11 protein-coding genes are annotated in these 14,295 nt (G+C 72.8%); 5 read left to right on the top strand and 6 right to left on the bottom strand.

The annotated features are described in order from the left end of the window. Positions 1-112: 112 nt before the first annotated feature. Positions 113-1,351: an MFS transporter gene (locus NON00_RS18400; RefSeq protein WP_256024135.1), complete on the bottom strand. Its 1,239-nt coding sequence runs from the start codon at positions 1,349-1,351 to the stop codon at positions 113-115. Positions 1,352-1,467: 116 nt separating this feature from the next. Between NON00_RS18400 and NON00_RS18395 the strand changes: the two genes are divergently transcribed. Further along, positions 1,468-2,046: a YqaA family protein gene (locus NON00_RS18395; protein ID WP_256024132.1), complete on the top strand. Its 579-nt coding sequence runs from the start codon at positions 1,468-1,470 to the stop codon at positions 2,044-2,046. Positions 2,047-2,146: 100 nt separating this feature from the next. Here NON00_RS18395 and bcp read toward each other — a convergent pair whose 3' ends face one another. Together bcp and NON00_RS18385 are read right to left on the bottom strand one after the other, a co-directional pair. Further along, positions 2,147-2,614 carry a thioredoxin-dependent thiol peroxidase gene (bcp, locus tag NON00_RS18390; RefSeq protein ID WP_256024129.1) on the bottom strand — a complete coding sequence of 156 codons (468 nt, stop codon included), beginning with the start codon at positions 2,612-2,614 and terminating at the stop codon, positions 2,147-2,149. Continuing rightward, positions 2,611-5,583 (bottom strand): bifunctional [glutamine synthetase] adenylyltransferase/[glutamine synthetase]-adenylyl-L-tyrosine phosphorylase, encoded by a 2,973-nt coding sequence (locus tag NON00_RS18385; RefSeq protein ID WP_256024126.1) that lies wholly within the window; start codon positions 5,581-5,583, stop codon positions 2,611-2,613. Before NON00_RS18385 ends, bcp begins: the two co-directional genes overlap by 4 nt. Positions 5,584-5,600: 17 nt before the next feature. On the opposite strand from NON00_RS18385, the gene NON00_RS18380 reads away from it, so the two are divergent. Continuing rightward, positions 5,601-8,834 (top strand): DUF3971 domain-containing protein, encoded by a 3,234-nt coding sequence (locus NON00_RS18380; RefSeq protein WP_256024124.1) that lies wholly within the window; start codon positions 5,601-5,603, stop codon positions 8,832-8,834. 15 nt (positions 8,835-8,849) lie between these two features. Here the strand turns inward: NON00_RS18380 and NON00_RS18375 are convergent, their stop codons facing one another. Both NON00_RS18375 and tyrS read right to left on the bottom strand, forming a co-directional pair. Beyond that, on the bottom strand, positions 8,850-9,239 hold the full coding sequence (locus NON00_RS18375) for a DUF3574 domain-containing protein (RefSeq protein ID WP_256024122.1): 390 nt from the start codon (positions 9,237-9,239) through the stop codon (positions 8,850-8,852). A 91-nt stretch (positions 9,240-9,330) separates the two neighbouring features. Then, the gene (gene tyrS / locus NON00_RS18370) at positions 9,331-10,551 is read right to left on the bottom strand and encodes a tyrosine--tRNA ligase (RefSeq protein WP_256024118.1); all 1,221 of its coding nucleotides are present in this window, start codon (positions 10,549-10,551) and stop codon (positions 9,331-9,333) included. A 70-nt stretch (positions 10,552-10,621) separates the two neighbouring features. Between tyrS and NON00_RS18365 the strand changes: the two genes are divergently transcribed. After that, complete coding sequence (locus tag NON00_RS18365; protein ID WP_256024174.1) at positions 10,622-11,716, top strand: anhydro-N-acetylmuramic acid kinase; 1,095 nt, start codon at positions 10,622-10,624, stop codon at positions 11,714-11,716. A 227-nt stretch (positions 11,717-11,943) separates the two neighbouring features. Here the strand turns inward: NON00_RS18365 and NON00_RS18360 are convergent, their stop codons facing one another. Continuing rightward, the gene (locus NON00_RS18360) at positions 11,944-12,612 is read right to left on the bottom strand and encodes an alpha/beta hydrolase (RefSeq protein ID WP_256024115.1); all 669 of its coding nucleotides are present in this window, start codon (positions 12,610-12,612) and stop codon (positions 11,944-11,946) included. A 387-nt stretch (positions 12,613-12,999) separates the two neighbouring features. Here NON00_RS18360 and NON00_RS18355 point away from each other — a divergent pair, with 387 nt between their 5' ends. Together NON00_RS18355 and NON00_RS18350 are read left to right on the top strand one after the other, a co-directional pair. Next, the gene (locus NON00_RS18355) at positions 13,000-13,542 is read left to right on the top strand and encodes an Rrf2 family transcriptional regulator (protein WP_256024103.1); all 543 of its coding nucleotides are present in this window, start codon (positions 13,000-13,002) and stop codon (positions 13,540-13,542) included. Between the two features lie 13 nt (positions 13,543-13,555). Further along, a partial coding sequence (locus NON00_RS18350) for a cysteine desulfurase family protein (RefSeq protein WP_370688738.1) occupies positions 13,556-14,295 on the top strand: 740 nt, incomplete at its 3' end.

The following is a 14,295-nucleotide window of genomic DNA, read 5'->3' as shown; positions in this document are numbered from 1 at the left end:
CGGATGGGGGGGGCCGCGGGCCCCCGGGGGCGGCGGGCCCTCCAAAAAAAATGAGGGGGGCCGGGGGAAAACCCCCCCCCCGCACTTTTTTTATTGTCTTATTTCGATTGCCCTACGCCGCCACAGCCACCGGCCGCGCATCCCGCACCGGCAGGTGCACCAGGGCGGCGAAGATGGCGGCGAGGATGCTGATGATCCACATCAGGTCATAGCTCCCCGTCCGGTCGAAGATCAGCCCGCCGAGCCAGGCCCCGGTGAAGCCGCCGACCTGATGCCCGAGGAAGACCAGCCCGAAGATGGTGGCCAGCCAGCGCGTGCCGAAATTGCGCGCGCAGAGCGCCACGGTGGGCGGCACGGTGGAGAGCCAGAGGATGCCCATCACCGCCGAGAAGGCGAGCACCGTGGCCGTCGTCTTCGGCGCCAGGAAGAAGACGCCCATCAGCACGGCGCGCCCGGCATAGATGCACACCAGCAATTCGCGCCGCCGCCATTTCTGCGTCAATTCGCCCGAGACCAGCGAGCCCAGCACGTTGAACAGCCCGATCAGGCTGATCGCCCCCGCGCCGACGAAGCCCGGCAGGTGGCAGCTGGACACGAAGCCCGGCAGGTGGACGCTGAGGAAGCTGACATGCAGCCCGCAGACATAGAAGCCGAAGAACAGGCACCAGAAGGAGCGGCTGCGGAAGGCGCGCTTCAGCGTCTGCATCGCGCCCTCCTCGGCCGCGGCCTGTGCGCCCGGCGCGGGCGCCGGGGCGGGCCGCTCCTGCAGCGGCAGGGAGAGCGGGATCATCAGCAGCGCCGCCGCCGCCATGGCGAAGAGCGCGCCCTGCCAGCCGAGGCCGCTGATGCCCAGCCCGGCCAGCGGCACCACCAGGAACTGCCCGAAGGACGAGCCGGCGGTGCCGAGCCCGGTGGCGCGGCCGCGCTGCTCGGCCGGCAGCAGCCGCGTCATGCTGGCCATGATGACGGGCATGCCGGCGGCGGAGACGGCGATGCCCATCACCAGCCCGGCGAAGAAGGTGAAGAGCGGCAGCCCATCGGCCAGCGCCATGCCGAGCGTGCCCAGCGCATAGAGCGCGGCGCCGCCCATCAGCACCACGCGCCCGCCCAGGCGGTCAGCGATCTGGCCGCAGATGGGCTGCGAGATGCCGTTGACCAGCACCTGGAGCGCGATGGCGAAGGCGAAGCCGCTGGCGCTCCAGCCCTGGGCATTGGTCATGGGCGCCAGGAACAGGCCGAAGGACTGGCGCAGGCCCATGGCCAGCGCCGCCGTCAGCACGGCGCAGACCACCAGCACCATCATGGGGGAGATGCGCCGGGCCGCGCGGGCATCGGCGGGGGAGGCAGGCATGGGGCGTTTCCTCTCGTGTCGCCGCCCAGGATGCGGTTCGCCCGCCATGGCGGCAAGTTCACCCGCCGCATGGCTGCGGGGATTGCTCCCCCGGCGGAAGCATGGGAAGGGGCGGCATGCTTCGCGCCCTCTATGACCGTGTCCTGCTGCTTGCCGCGCATCGCCATGCGGGGCGCTGGCTGGCCCTGATCTCCTTCGCGGAGAGCAGCATCTTCCCCATCCCGCCCGATGCCATGCTGCTGCCCATGTGCCTGGCGCGGCCAGAGCGCGCCTGGCGCTACGCGGCGCTCTGCACCCTGGCCTCGGTGCTCGGGGGAATCGCCGGCTACGCGCTGGGCTATTTCCTGTTCGAGGCGGTGGCGCAGCCGGTTCTCGCCGCCTATGGCCATGCCCAGGCGCTGGAGAGCTTCCGCCAGTGGTTCGAGCGCTGGGGCGCCGCCGTCATCCTTATCAAGGGGTTGACGCCGATCCCCTACAAGATCGTCACCATCGCCGCCGGGGCGGCGGCCTTCGATCCGTGGATCTTCCTGCTGGCCAGCATCGTCACGCGCGGGGCGCGCTTCTTCCTCATCGCCGCGCTGCTGCGCCGCTTCGGCGCGCCGGTGCGCGACTTCGTCGAGAAGCGCCTGACGCTGGTGACCTCCGTCGCCGCGCTCGGGATCATCGGGGGCTTCGCGATTCTGAAGCTGCTGTAAGGGAAGAAGGGAGGAAATAAAAAAAGTGCGGGGGAAAGGTATTCCCCCGCGCCCCCTTCCTTTCTGCCAGGGCCGGGCGCCGCTGGCGCCCGGCAGGCCCTCAGCCCAGCGCCTTCGCCGCCTCCATCACCGCCTTGGCATGGCCCGGCACCTTCACCTTGCGCCAGATGCGCGCCACCTTGCCCTCCGCGTCGATCAGGAAGGTCGAACGCTCCATGCCCATATAGGTCCGGCCATACATCGACTTCTCGACCCAGGTGCCATAGGCGCCAGCCACCACCTTCTCCGCATCCGAGGCGAGCGGGAAGGTCAGGCTGTATTTCTCGGCGAATTTCTCGATCGGCTTCATCGGGTCGGGCGAGACGCCGATCACCGCCAGTCCGCTCTGCGCCAGCGCCGGCAGCGCCTCCTGGAAATCGCAGGCCTCCTTGGTGCAGCCCGAGGTATCGGCCTTGGGGTAGAAGTAGAGGATGAAGGGCTTGCCCTTCATCGCCGCCAGCGACACCGTGCGCCCGCCGCTCGCCGGCAGGGTGAAATCCGGCGCCAGGGCGCCCTCCGCAACACTCATCCTGTCCCTCCAGTCAGAGAACCGAGGCGGCGCTCGAAAATCTCGCGCACGCGCCCGGCCTGCTCCCGCATCTGTTGGCGTAGCGCGGAGACGTCAACCGCCCCCTGGCCAAGAAGCGGCGCCGTGGCGCGCAGCATCGCCGCGGCGGTGGCGGCGGGCAGCTCCTCCTTCTTCCAGCGGCCGACGGTCAGGCGCAGCAGGCCCAGCATGGTGCGCCACAGCCTGTCCGCCGCGATCAGCGCCTCCGCCTCCTCAGGCGGCAGGAGGCGCGCCTTGGCCAGCTTCGCCAGCGCCAGCCGCGTGGTGGGCGCCAGGATGGCGGGGTGGCGCTTGGCATGCGCCAGCTGCAGCGCCTGGGCGATGAATTCCACCTCCACCATGCCGCCGGGCATGGCCTTGATGTCCCACGGCCCGTCGGCCGGCAGGTCGCGCAGCATGCGGGCGCGCATGGCCACCGCATCGGCCACCGCCTGCGGGCCGGAATGGCTCACGATGGCATGCTTCACCGCCGCGCCGATGCGCCGCCGCAGCCCCGGCGGGCCGGCGACGCAGCGCGCCCGCGTCAGCGCCATGCGCTCCCACGTCCAGGCGCTCTCGGCGTGGTAGCGCGTGAAGGAGGAGAGCGAGGTGGCCACTGGGCCTTTGTTGCCGGTGGGGCGCAGGCGCATATCCACCTCGTAGAGCTTGCCCTCCGCCCCCGGCGCGGTGATGGCCGCCACCATCTGCTGCGCCAGCCGGCCGAAATAGGTGCTGGCCGGCAGGCTGCGCGGGCCGCCGCTGCTCTCCGTCACCGCCTCCGGGTGGTCATACATCAGGATCATGTCGAGGTCGGAGCCGGGCAGCATCTCCTCCCCGCCGAGCTTGCCCAGCGCCACCACGGCCAGCGCGCCGCCCTTGACCTTGCCGAAGCGCGCGGCGAATTCGGCCGTGACATGCGGCAGCAGCGCGCCGATCGCGGCATCGGCCAGGGCGCTGCGCGCCTGCCCGGCGGCATCGGCCTCCAGCACCGCCTCCAGCGCCGCCGCGTCGATCTCGAACTTGCCCTCGGTGACGAGGCGGCGCGCGCCATCCAGCGCCTCCTCGAAATGGCGGGCGGACTTCACCAGGGCGGGCAGGCTGGCCGCCGGGTTGCCGGGCGGCATGCCGAGGCCCCCGCCGGCCAGCAACCCTTCCAGCGAGGCGGGGTTGAGCGCCAGATGGTTGGCCAGCGCCGGCGCGGCGCCCAGGATGCCCGCCATGCGTTGCAGCAGCGCCGGGTTGCGCTGGAAGAGGGAGAGCATGTGCACCCCCGCCGGCATTTTCGACAGCACCTCGTCGAACCGCGCCAGCGCCGCATCCGGCTCGCGCTGCCGGCCGAAGGCGGCGAGCAGGGCGGGCATCAGCAGGGTCAGCAGCTCGCGCGCCCGCTCGCTGCGGGTGGCGCGGGGGCGGCCGTGATGCCAGGCGCGCACCGTGGCCGCCACATTGGCCGGGTTGGCGAAGCCGAGCCGCGCCAGGGTCGCCAGCGTCTCCGGGTCGTCCTGCGTGCCGGTGAAGACGAGGCTGCCGCCATCGCCGCCCTCCGCCGCCGGCAGGCTCAGCGCCGGCTCGCGCTCGAACATCTGGGCATAATGCTGCTCGACGCGGTTGAGGTGGCCGGTGAGGGTGGCGGCGAAGGCCGCCGTGCCGGCGAAGCCCATGAAGCTGGCGATGCGCGCCAGCCCCTCCGCATCCTCCGGCAGGCGCTGGGTCTGCCGGTCGGCCACCATCTGCAGCCGGTGCTCGACATCGCGCAGGAAGACATAGGCATCGGCGAGATCCGCCGCCGCGCGCCGCTCGATCCGTCCGGCCCCGGCCAGGGCGGCGAGGGCGCCGAGCGTCGTCGGGTCGCGCAGGCCCGGGTCGCGCCCGGCCCAGATCAGCTGCAGCACCTGGGTGGTGAACTCGATCTCGCGGATGCCGCCGCGGCCGAGCTTCACGTCATGCCCGGCCACGCGCACCTCGGCATGGGCGCCGCGCCCGCCATGGGCGGCGTGGATCTGCCGCTTGATCGAATGGATATCGGCGATCATCGCGAAATCGAGGTGGCGGCGCCAGACGAAGGGGCGGATCTCGGCCAGGAAATGCTCGCCCAGGGCGCGGTCCCCGCCCACCGGGCGGGCCTTGATCATCGCCGCGCGCTCCCAGTTCTGCCCCATCGATTCGTAGTAGGAGATGGCGGTGGGAATGCTGACGGCCAGCGGCGTCGCCGCCGGGTCGGGCCGCAGGCGCAGATCGGTGCGGAAGACATAGCCGCCGGCCGTGCGCTCCTCCATGAGCTTGACCAGATCACGCGCGATCCGGACATAGATGGAGCCGGCGCGCTCCGCCTGGTAAGCCGCCGCCAGCGGGTCGTAGAGCACCATCAGGTCGATATCGGAGGAATAGTTGAGCTCGCGCCCCCCCAGCTTCCCCATGCCGAGGATGGCCAGCCCCGAGCCGCGCGCCACGCCGCGCGGGTCGCGCGTGCCGCCGCGCGGCAGGCGCAGCTCCCCCCGTGCCGCCGCCTCGCGCAGCAGATGCGCGCAGGCATAGTCGATCGCCGCCTCCGCCAGGGCGGAGAGCGCGCCGGTCACCCGGTCGAGCGGCCATTGCCCGGTGAGGTCGGCGAGCGCGATGATCAGCGCGGCCTGCCGCTTGGCCTGGCGCAGCAGCGCGGCGACGGCGGGGCGGGCGGCATCCGGGTCGGCGCGGCCCAGCGGGTCCATCGCCAGGGCGAAGGCATCCTCCGCCCCGCGCTCGGCGAAGCGCAGCAGGGTGGCGCTTTCCCGCTCCGCCAGTTCGGCGAGGTAGGCGCTGTGGCCGCCGAGGGCGGCCAGCAGCGTGGCGCCGGCCGGGCTCTCGGCATAGGCGCGCTCGGCGGCGCCGCGGCTGGCGAAGGCTTCGGCCAGCCGCGCGGCGGCGGCGGGGTCGAAGGGGGCGGGAAGGCGGTGGGGTTCGCTCGGCGACATGGGCAGGGAGCGAAGCCGTGGCGAGGCTAGGCGGTCAAGCCCTGCGTTCCTGTGGCTGGCTCTGTGGCTGGCTGGGCGGTGCGCTGGCGCGGCTGGCGCTGGCGCTGGCGCTGCTGGCCCTGCTGGCGGCGGGGGCGCTGGTCTGGCGGCTGGCCCAGGGCCCGCTGCCGCTGCCCATGGTGACCGAGCTGGTGCAGCGGGCCCTGCCCGACCAGGGGGTGACGGTGGGGGCGGTGACCCTCGCCTGGGGCGGCTTCCACGCCGGCGAGGGCTCGCCGCTGCACTTCCAGGTCTCCGGCGTGCAGCTGCGCGACGAGGCCGGGGCGGTGCGGCAGAGCCTGCCGGATGCCACCCTGACCCTCTCCTTCGTGCGGCTGCTGCGCGGGCAGGTGGTGCCGCTCGCCATCGCCCTGCGCCAGCCGGAGATCGTGCTGGAGCGGCAGGTGGATGGCAGCGTGGCCCTGGCCATGGGCCAGCATCCGGGCCTGCCCGGCCCCTCCGCGGGCCCCGCCGCGGGCGTCCTGCCCGATGCGCCGGGCGGCGACGTGCTGCGCGACCTGCTGCGCCAGGGCGATGCGGCGCATGATTCACCGCTGCAAAGCCTGCGGGGGGTGGAAATCCGCGACGGGCGGCTGGCCATCCTCGACCGCCAGCTGGGCCTGACCTGGCAGCTGGAGCGCGTGAACCTCGCCCTGCACCGCGCGGCGGATGGCCAGGGCATCGCCGGCGAGGGCAGCGCCGCGCTGCAGCTGCCCGGCCATGGCGACAGCCTGCCGGTGCTGCTCGAGGGCGGCGCGCATGGCAGCGGGCCGGTGCTGGAGGGGCGGCTGATCCTGCCGGCGCTGGAGCCCGCGCGCATCGCCCGGCTGCTGCCGGCCCTGGCGCCGCTGGCGCTGGTGGAGGGCAGCGCGCGGCTGGAACTCGCCGGGCGCTTCGACATCGGGCAGGCGGAGGCGGCGCCGGAATTGTCGCTCCGCCTCACCGCCGGGCCGGGGGCGGTGCAATTGCCGCAGCACCGCCTGGCCTTCGCCGGGCTGCGGCTGGAGGCCCAGGGCACGCCCACCCGTCTGCGCCTGCAACGGCTGCGCCTCGAACTGCCCGCCGTGGCGCAGGAGACCGGCAGCCCCCACCCGGCCCCGGTGATCGAGGCCACGGGCGAGGCGCGGCTGCTGGAGCGCCGCTGGCATGCCGGGCTGGAACTGCGGCTGGACCAGCTCCAGGCCAGCGATCTCGGCGCCTACTGGCCGCCCGGCGTGGCCAAGGGCGCGCGGCACTGGATCGTCGAGAACATCACCCAGGGCCTGCTGCGTGATGGCCAGTTCCGCCTGCAGGCCGAGGCGTCCGAGGACCTCTCGGGGCTGGAGGTGCGCCAGCTCGATGGCACGCTGCGGGCGGAGGGGGCGACGGTGCACTGGCTGCGCCCCGTGCCGCCGGTGGAGGGGGTGGCGGCCAGCATCCGCTTCACCCTGCCCGAGATCACCATCCAGGTGGAAGGCGCGCGGCAGGCCGGCACGGCGCTGACCAGCCCTGGCACCACCCTCCGCTTCTACGCCCTCGACACGCCGAACGAGCAGGCGGAGATCGAGGCGCGGCTGCGCGGCCCCATCCCCGATGTGGTGGCGCTGATCCGCCACCCCCGGCTGAAGCTGTTCGAGCGCCGTCCGCTCGACCTCAAGGAGCCGGGCGGGCAGATGGAGGGCACGCTGAAGCTGGCCTTCCCGCTGCTGGAGGATATCCCCTCCGAAGCGCTGCGGGTGAGCGTGCAGGCGAAGCTGACCCAGATGCGCCTCGCCGATGTGGTGATGGGCAAGCGGCTGGAGCGCGGCACGGCCGATCTCAGCGTGGACAACAGCCGGCTGCGCGCCAGCGGCACGGCGCAGCTCTCCGGCATCCCGGCGCAGCTGCTGGTGGAGATGGATTTCCGCCCCGGCCCGCCCGGCCAGGTGGTGGAGCGCATCCGCGCCGAGGGCCGCCCTGATGCCGCGCGCATCGCCGAGTTCGGGCTGGACCTGGATGGCTTCGTCGCCGGCCCCGTCGCCGTGCAGGCGGTGATGGAGAAGCGCCGCAGCGGGGAGATGACCGTCAGCCTCACCGGCGACCTGCGCGACAGCCGGATGACGCTCTCCCCCCTGGCCTGGGGCAAGCCGGCCGGCCAGCCGGCCAGCGCCCAGGCGGAGCTGCGCGTGGCCAATGACAGCCTGCGCGCGGTGGAGAGCTTCCAGGTCTCGGCCCCGGACCTGTCCGCGCGCGGGCAGGTGGCGATGGCCCAGGGTGGGCGGGTGGAGCGCATCACCATCCCGGAGGCGCGGGTCTTCCAGGGGCGGATGTCGGTCGAGGCGCGGCCACCCGGGCAGCCCGGCGCGCCCTGGCGGTTCCGCCTCTCCGGCCCCGTGCTGGACCTCGCGGCGGTGATGGCGGCGCCGGACCCGGCGCCTGGCAGCACCGCCGATGGCCCGCCGGTGGTGCTGGAAGGCAATTTCGACCGTGTCCTCCTCGGCCCCGGCCGGGCGGTGACGGCGGTGCAGGGCCGAGGTGCGGCCGATGCGCGCGGCTTCTGGCGGGAGGCGCGGCTCTCCGGCCAGGCCGGGCCGGGCGGGGGCTTCGACCTCACCATCGCCCCGGCCGGGCAGGGGCGCGAGCTGCGCCTGAACGCCGCCAATGCCGGGGCGCTGCTGCGCGCCTTCGACGTGATGCAGCAGGTGGAGGGGGGGCGGCTGCGCGTCAGCGGGCGCTGGCCGGTGGTGCAGCCGGGGGTTGCCCTGTCTGGCACGGCGGAGATGGACGACTTCACCGTCCAGGAGGCCGAGGGGATCGGCAAGCTGCTGCAGGCGCTGACGGTCTATGGCGTGTTCGACGCGGTGCGCGGCCCGGGCCTCAGCTTCTCCCGCCTCGTGGCGCCCTTCAGCATGACGGAGGAGACGCTCTCTTCCCAGGAGTTGCGCGCTTTCTCCCCCTCGCTCGGGGTGACGGCCAAGGGGGTGGTGCGGCGCCGGGCGGGGACGCTCGACCTGGAGGGCACGATCGTGCCGGCCTATGTGCTGAATTCGCTGCTGGGGCAGATCCCGCTGCTGGGCCGCCTGTTCAGCCCGGAGCAGGGGGGCGGGCTGTTCGCCGCCACCTGGCGGATGCAGGGCCAGACGCGGGACCCGGTGGTGATGGTCAACCCGCTGGCGGCGCTGACGCCCGGCTTCCTGCGCGGCCTGTTCGGGGGCGTGGCCGGGCAGCAGCCCGCCCCGCCCACCGAGCGCTGAACCGGGCGCTGACGCTCAGAAGGCGCTGCAGGTGGGGGTGGCGAGGCGCAGCACGCTCTCCTGCCGGAAGCGCTGCGTATAGGCCTCGGCGAGGGGGGCGATGCGCGCGGCGGCGGTGGCGGTGTCCTGCCCCGGCAGCACCAGGGTCAGCCGCCAGCCACGTTCGCGGATGACGCGGCCCGTCGTATCCCGCCATTGCCCGGCGGTGTCCTGCACCGCCAGCCCCTCCGGGAAGGCGGGCGTGACGGTCCCGGCCAGGAAGTCCCGCCATTCCGCCTCGCTGACCTCTCCCCCCTCGGGCGTGGCGCGCCCGAGGAAGAGCTCGGCCACGGTGGCGGGCCGGTATCCGGCGGGGCATGCGGCGCAGCCCGGCAGCAGCAGCAGCAGAAGCAGGGCGGCACGCATGGCAGTGGGCACCCGACAGAAGGAGGGGGCCCGGGGGAACTCAGTTCCCCCGGACTCTTTTTTCAGTTTTCAGCTGCCGCGCGGCCTGCCCTCAGGCCGGCCGCACCAGCACGTGGCGCTTCTTCCCCGCCGAGAGCTTGGCGGCGCCGTCGCGCAGGTCGCCCTCGGTGACGGCGAGGGCCTCATCGGTGATGGCCTCGTCATTCAGCCGCAGCCCGTTCTGGCGGATCAGGCGGCGGGCCTCGCCCTTGCTGGCGGCGAAGCCGGCCTGGACGGCGAGGTCGATCACCGCCGCCGGCAGGGCGGTGGCGATGGCGGGCAGGGTCTCTGCCGCCTGGCCTTCCTCGAAGGCGCGGCGGGCGGTCTCGGCGGCGAGCTCGGCGGCGGCGCGGCCATGCAGCAGGGCGGTGGCCTCGGTGGCGAGGATCTTCTTGGCCTCGTTCACCTCGGCGCCGCCGAGGGCGGCGAGGCGTCGCACCTCCGCCATCGGCAGTTCGGTGAAGAGGGCGAGGAAGCGGCCGACATCGGCATCCTCGGCATTGCGCCAGAACTGCCAGTAGTCATACGGGGCGAGGCGGTCCGGGTTCAGCCAGACAGCGCCGCTGGCGGTCTTGCCCATCTTGGCGCCGGAGGCGGTGGTGAGCAGCGGGGTGGTGAGGCCGAAGACCTCGGCGCCGTCGCAGCGGCGGTTCAGCTCCACGCCCATGATGATGTTGCCCCACTGGTCGGAGCCGCCCATCTGCAGCCCGACGCCGTGGCGCCGCCGCAGCTCCAGGAAGTCGTAGGACTGGAGCAGCATGTAGTTGAATTCGAGGAAGGAGAGCGGCTGCTCGCGGTCGAGGCGGAGCTTCACGCTGTCCATCGTCAGCATGCGGTTGACGCTGAAATGGCGGCCGATGTCGCGCAGGAAGGGGATGTAGAGGAGCTTGTCCAGCCACTCCGCATTGTCCAGCATCAGCGCGCCGGTCCCGGGCGTGAAGTCGAGGAAGGCGTCGAAGGTGCGGCGGATGCCGGCCTTGTTGATGCTGATCTGCTCATCCGTCAGCAGCGGGCGGGCCTCGTCGCGGAAGGAGGGGTCGCCGATGCGGGTGGTGCCGCCGCCGAGCAGGGCCACGGGGCGGTGCCCCGTCTTCTGCAGCAGGCGCAGCATCATGATGGAGAGCAGGTGGCCGACATGCAGGCTGTCCGCCGTGCAGTCGAAGCCGACATAGGCGGGAAGCGGCCCCTGCTTCATCCGGGCGGCCATGGCGGCCTCGTCCGTCACCTGGTGGATATAGCCGCGCTCACGCGCGACGTGCAGGAACTCGTCCATCGTTGCTTCTGTCCAGTTCTCGGCCGGGGGACTTCCACCGGCGCCCTGCCCCTAGCACAGTAGGGGAATGCTGCGAACCATCGGGCTGATGAGCGGCACCTCGCTGGATGGCGTGGATGCCGCGTGGGTGGAAACGGACGGGGAGAGGATCGGCCGCATCGGGCCGAGCCTGACGCTGCCCTATGAGCCGTCGCTCCGCCGTGACTTACGGAAACTTCTGGACCTTGCGGAGGCGATGACCGCGGAGGACCCCTTCCTCCAGGATTGCGAAAGGCGGGTGACGGAGCGCCATGCCGAGGCCGTGCTGAAGCTGGGGCTGGAGGCCGACCTGATCGGCTTCCACGGCCAGACCATCCTGCACCGCCCGGCGGCCGGGCGGCCGGGGGAGGGGCGGACCTGGCAGATCGGTGATGCCGCCCTGCTGGCGCGGCTGACGGGCACGCCGGTGGCGCATGATTTCCGCAGCGCCGATGTGGCGGCGGGCGGGCAGGGGGCGCCGCTGGTGCCGGTGGTGCATGCCGTGCTGGCGGCGGGGCTGCCGAAGCCGCTGGCCATCCTGAACCTGGGCGGGGTGGGCAATGTCACCTGGATCGGGCGGGACGGGCAGCTGGTGGCCTTCGACACCGGCCCGGCCAATGGCCCGCTGGATGACTGGGCGCGGCGCTCGACCGGTGCCGATTATGACAAGGATGGCCGCCTGGCCCTGGCCGGGCAGCCCTGTGGCGCGGTGCTGGGGCGGATGCTGGCGCATCCCTATCTCCAGCAGCCGCCGCCCAAGTCGCTGGACCGGCTGGATTTCGACCGGGCCCTGCGCGATGCCGGGGCGGGCGAGCTTTCCCCCGCCGATGGCGCGGCGACGCTGGTGGCCTTCTGTGCCTGCGCCGTGGCGGCGGCGGAGCGGCATTTCCCGGAGCCGCCGCTGCAATGGCTGGTGGCGGGCGGCGGGCGGCGCAACCCGGCGGTGATGCGCGCCCTGGCCGGCGCCCTGCCCGAGCCGGTGCGCCCGGTGGAGGTGGCGGGCTGGGATGGCGATGCGCTGGAGGCGCAGGCCTTTGGCGTGCTGGCCGCCCGCGTGGCGCGCGGGCTGCCGCTCACCTTCCCCGGCACCACGGGGGCGCCGGCGCCGCTGGCGGGCGGGCGGCTGGTGACGCTTCAGCGCGCCTGAGGAGCGGCGCTTTGAGGGGGCTTTGCCCCCTCAACCCCCAGCAGGGGGCAGGGCCCCCTGCACCCGCCTTCAGTTGGGTTTCCAAAGGCCTCAGGCCTTTGGTGGGGAGAGGCTGAGAGGGGCAAAGCCCCTCTCAGGAGCACGTGGACGATCCGCGGCGCCGCCAACGAAAAGGGCCGGGGAGCAAGCCCCCCGGCCCTTTGCGGAACGCTGTGCGGCGGGGCGGTTCAGTCGGCCGCCATGGCCATCCGGGCGCGGTTCATCATGGTGCGGACATGGTCCTCGGCGGCGGCGGCGACCTTCTCGGTCTGCGGCGCGGTGAAGACATGGCCGGCGCCTTCCTGCACGCGGTAGTCGATCTTGATGCCGCGCTGGGTGTTCAGCTTGTCCACCAGCTTGCGGACGGAGGCTTCGGGCACCAGCTCGTCATCCGCGCCATGCAGGATGAGGCCGGAGCAGGGGCAGGGGGCCAGGAAGCCGAAATCATAGTGGCTGGCCGGCGCCGCGATGCTGACGAAGCCGCCGATCTCCGGCCGGCGCATCAGCAGCTGCATGCCCACATAGGCGCCGAAGGAATAGCCGGCGACCCAGAGCATGGAGGCGTTGGGATTCACCGCCTGGAGGAAGTCCAGCGCCGCGGCGGCGTCGGAAATCTCGCCGATGCCGCCATCGTAGCGGCCCTGGCTGCGGCCAACCCCGCGGAAATTGAAGCGGAGCGTTGAAAAACCCATGTCCTGGAAGCGCGAGTACAGCGCGTGGACCACCCGGTTGTTCATCGTCCCGCCATGCAGCGGGTGAGGGTGCAGCACCAGCGCCACCGGCGCGTTGGTCTGCTGCGCGTGGTGGTAACGACCCTCCAGCCGGCCATCCGGTCCGGCGAACATCACTTCAGGCATCGTCCCCTTGCATCCAGTGCGGTGGGCGCGGCAGCGCCCGGTTGGGAAACCATCAGGACCGGCCTCCTCGCGGAGCAACCGGGCCGGCAGGGCATGCCCCCTTCTGGGGGCGAGCGAGGGTCTTCCGGGTTGAAGCCACCGAATGGTTGACTCCCGTAGTCGGGATACATAGCTTCATCCCAGGCGACAGCATGTCGCGGTGACCCCGGCTCTCCTCATGCCTGTGTCGTCCCGGGGCAGGCTTCCGCTCCCCGCGACGCGGCCAATATAGGCAAGCGATCGCCGCTTTCATAACGGATTCATAGGATGCCCACCATCTTGGCGCGGTCTCCGGCCCCTGCCGCGGCGCAGCCGCTCTATCCCGCGCCGGGCGGGGGAAACTGAGCCATGCGCCTGTCCACACGGGGGCGCTATGCGGTGATGGCCCTGGTCGAGCTGGCGGCGCGCGAGCGAGACCGGCAAAACGCAAATGACTGCCATGCGCAACCCGCGGCGGTGCGGGAGCGCCCGGTCAGCCTCGCGGAGATCGCCCAGGCGCAGCAATTGTCCGTGGCCTATCTGGAGCAACTTTTCGCAAGGCTGCGCCGGGCCGGTCTTGTCGATTCGGCGCGTGGCCCTGGTGGCGGCTACCGCCTGGCCCGCGCGGCGGAGGAGATCGCCATCGGCGCCATCATCGAGGCGGTGGATGAGCCGATCAGCGCCACGCGCTGCGAGGAGGGGGCGCCGGGCTGCCTGGCCGGCAACCGCTGCCTGACGCATGACCTCTGGCATGAGCTGGGCGAGCAGATCCGCCTCTTCCTGGAGAGCATGACCCTGGCCGATGTGGTGGAAGGGCGCGTCTGCGGCCGGGCGGTGATGCCGCTCCGCGGCGAGGCGGTGATGCCGCTCCGCGGCGAGGCGGTGATACCGCTCCGCGGCGAGGCGGGGTGATGCCGCCGCGCGCATGATGGCCGCCCTGGATCTCTATCTCGACGCCAATGCCACCGAGCCGCTGCGCCCCGCCGCCCGGCAGGCGGTGCTGGAGGCGCTGGACCTCACCGGCAATCCGTCCTCCATCCACGCCGCCGGGCGGGCGGCGCGGCAGGTGCTGGAGCAGGCGCGTGCCACCATCGCCACGCGCTTCGGCGGGCGGCCGCGCGACCTCGTCTTCACCGCCGGCGCCACGGAGGCCAATGCCCTGGCGCTGCATGGCCTGGGGGCCGGGCGGCGCATCCTGGCCGGGGCGACGGAGCACCCCGCCATCCTGAAGGCGCGGCCGGGCATCGAGATCCTGCCCGTGCATTCCGATGGCACCCTGGATCTCGCCGCGCTGGAGGCGGCGCTGGCGGTGGCGGGGCCGCCCGCCCTCGTCTGCCTGATGGCGGCCAATAATGAGACGGGGGTGTTGCACCCGCTGGCCGAGGCCGCCGCGCTCTGCCGCGCCCATGGCGCGCTGCTGCATGTGGACGCGGTGCAGATGGCCGGGCGCCTGCCCTGTGATGTCAAGGAACTGGGGGCGGATTCCCTGGCGCTCTCGGCGCATAAGCTGGGCGGGCCGAAGGGGGTGGGGGCCTTGCTGCTGCGCCCGGGGCTGGAGCCCGTGGCCCTGCTGCCCGGCGGCGGGCAGGAGCGCGGCCGGCGCGGCGGCACCGAGGCGCTGCCGGCCATCGCCGGCTTCGCCGCCGCCGTGGCGGCGCTGGAGGC

Origin of the sequence: Roseomonas sp. GC11 (assembly GCF_024437745.1) — a bacterium.
GTDB lineage: Bacteria > Pseudomonadota > Alphaproteobacteria > Acetobacterales > Acetobacteraceae > Pseudoroseomonas.
The sequence above is the reverse complement of the archived record's forward strand: the minus strand, read 5'-3'. Positions and strand labels throughout refer to the sequence as shown.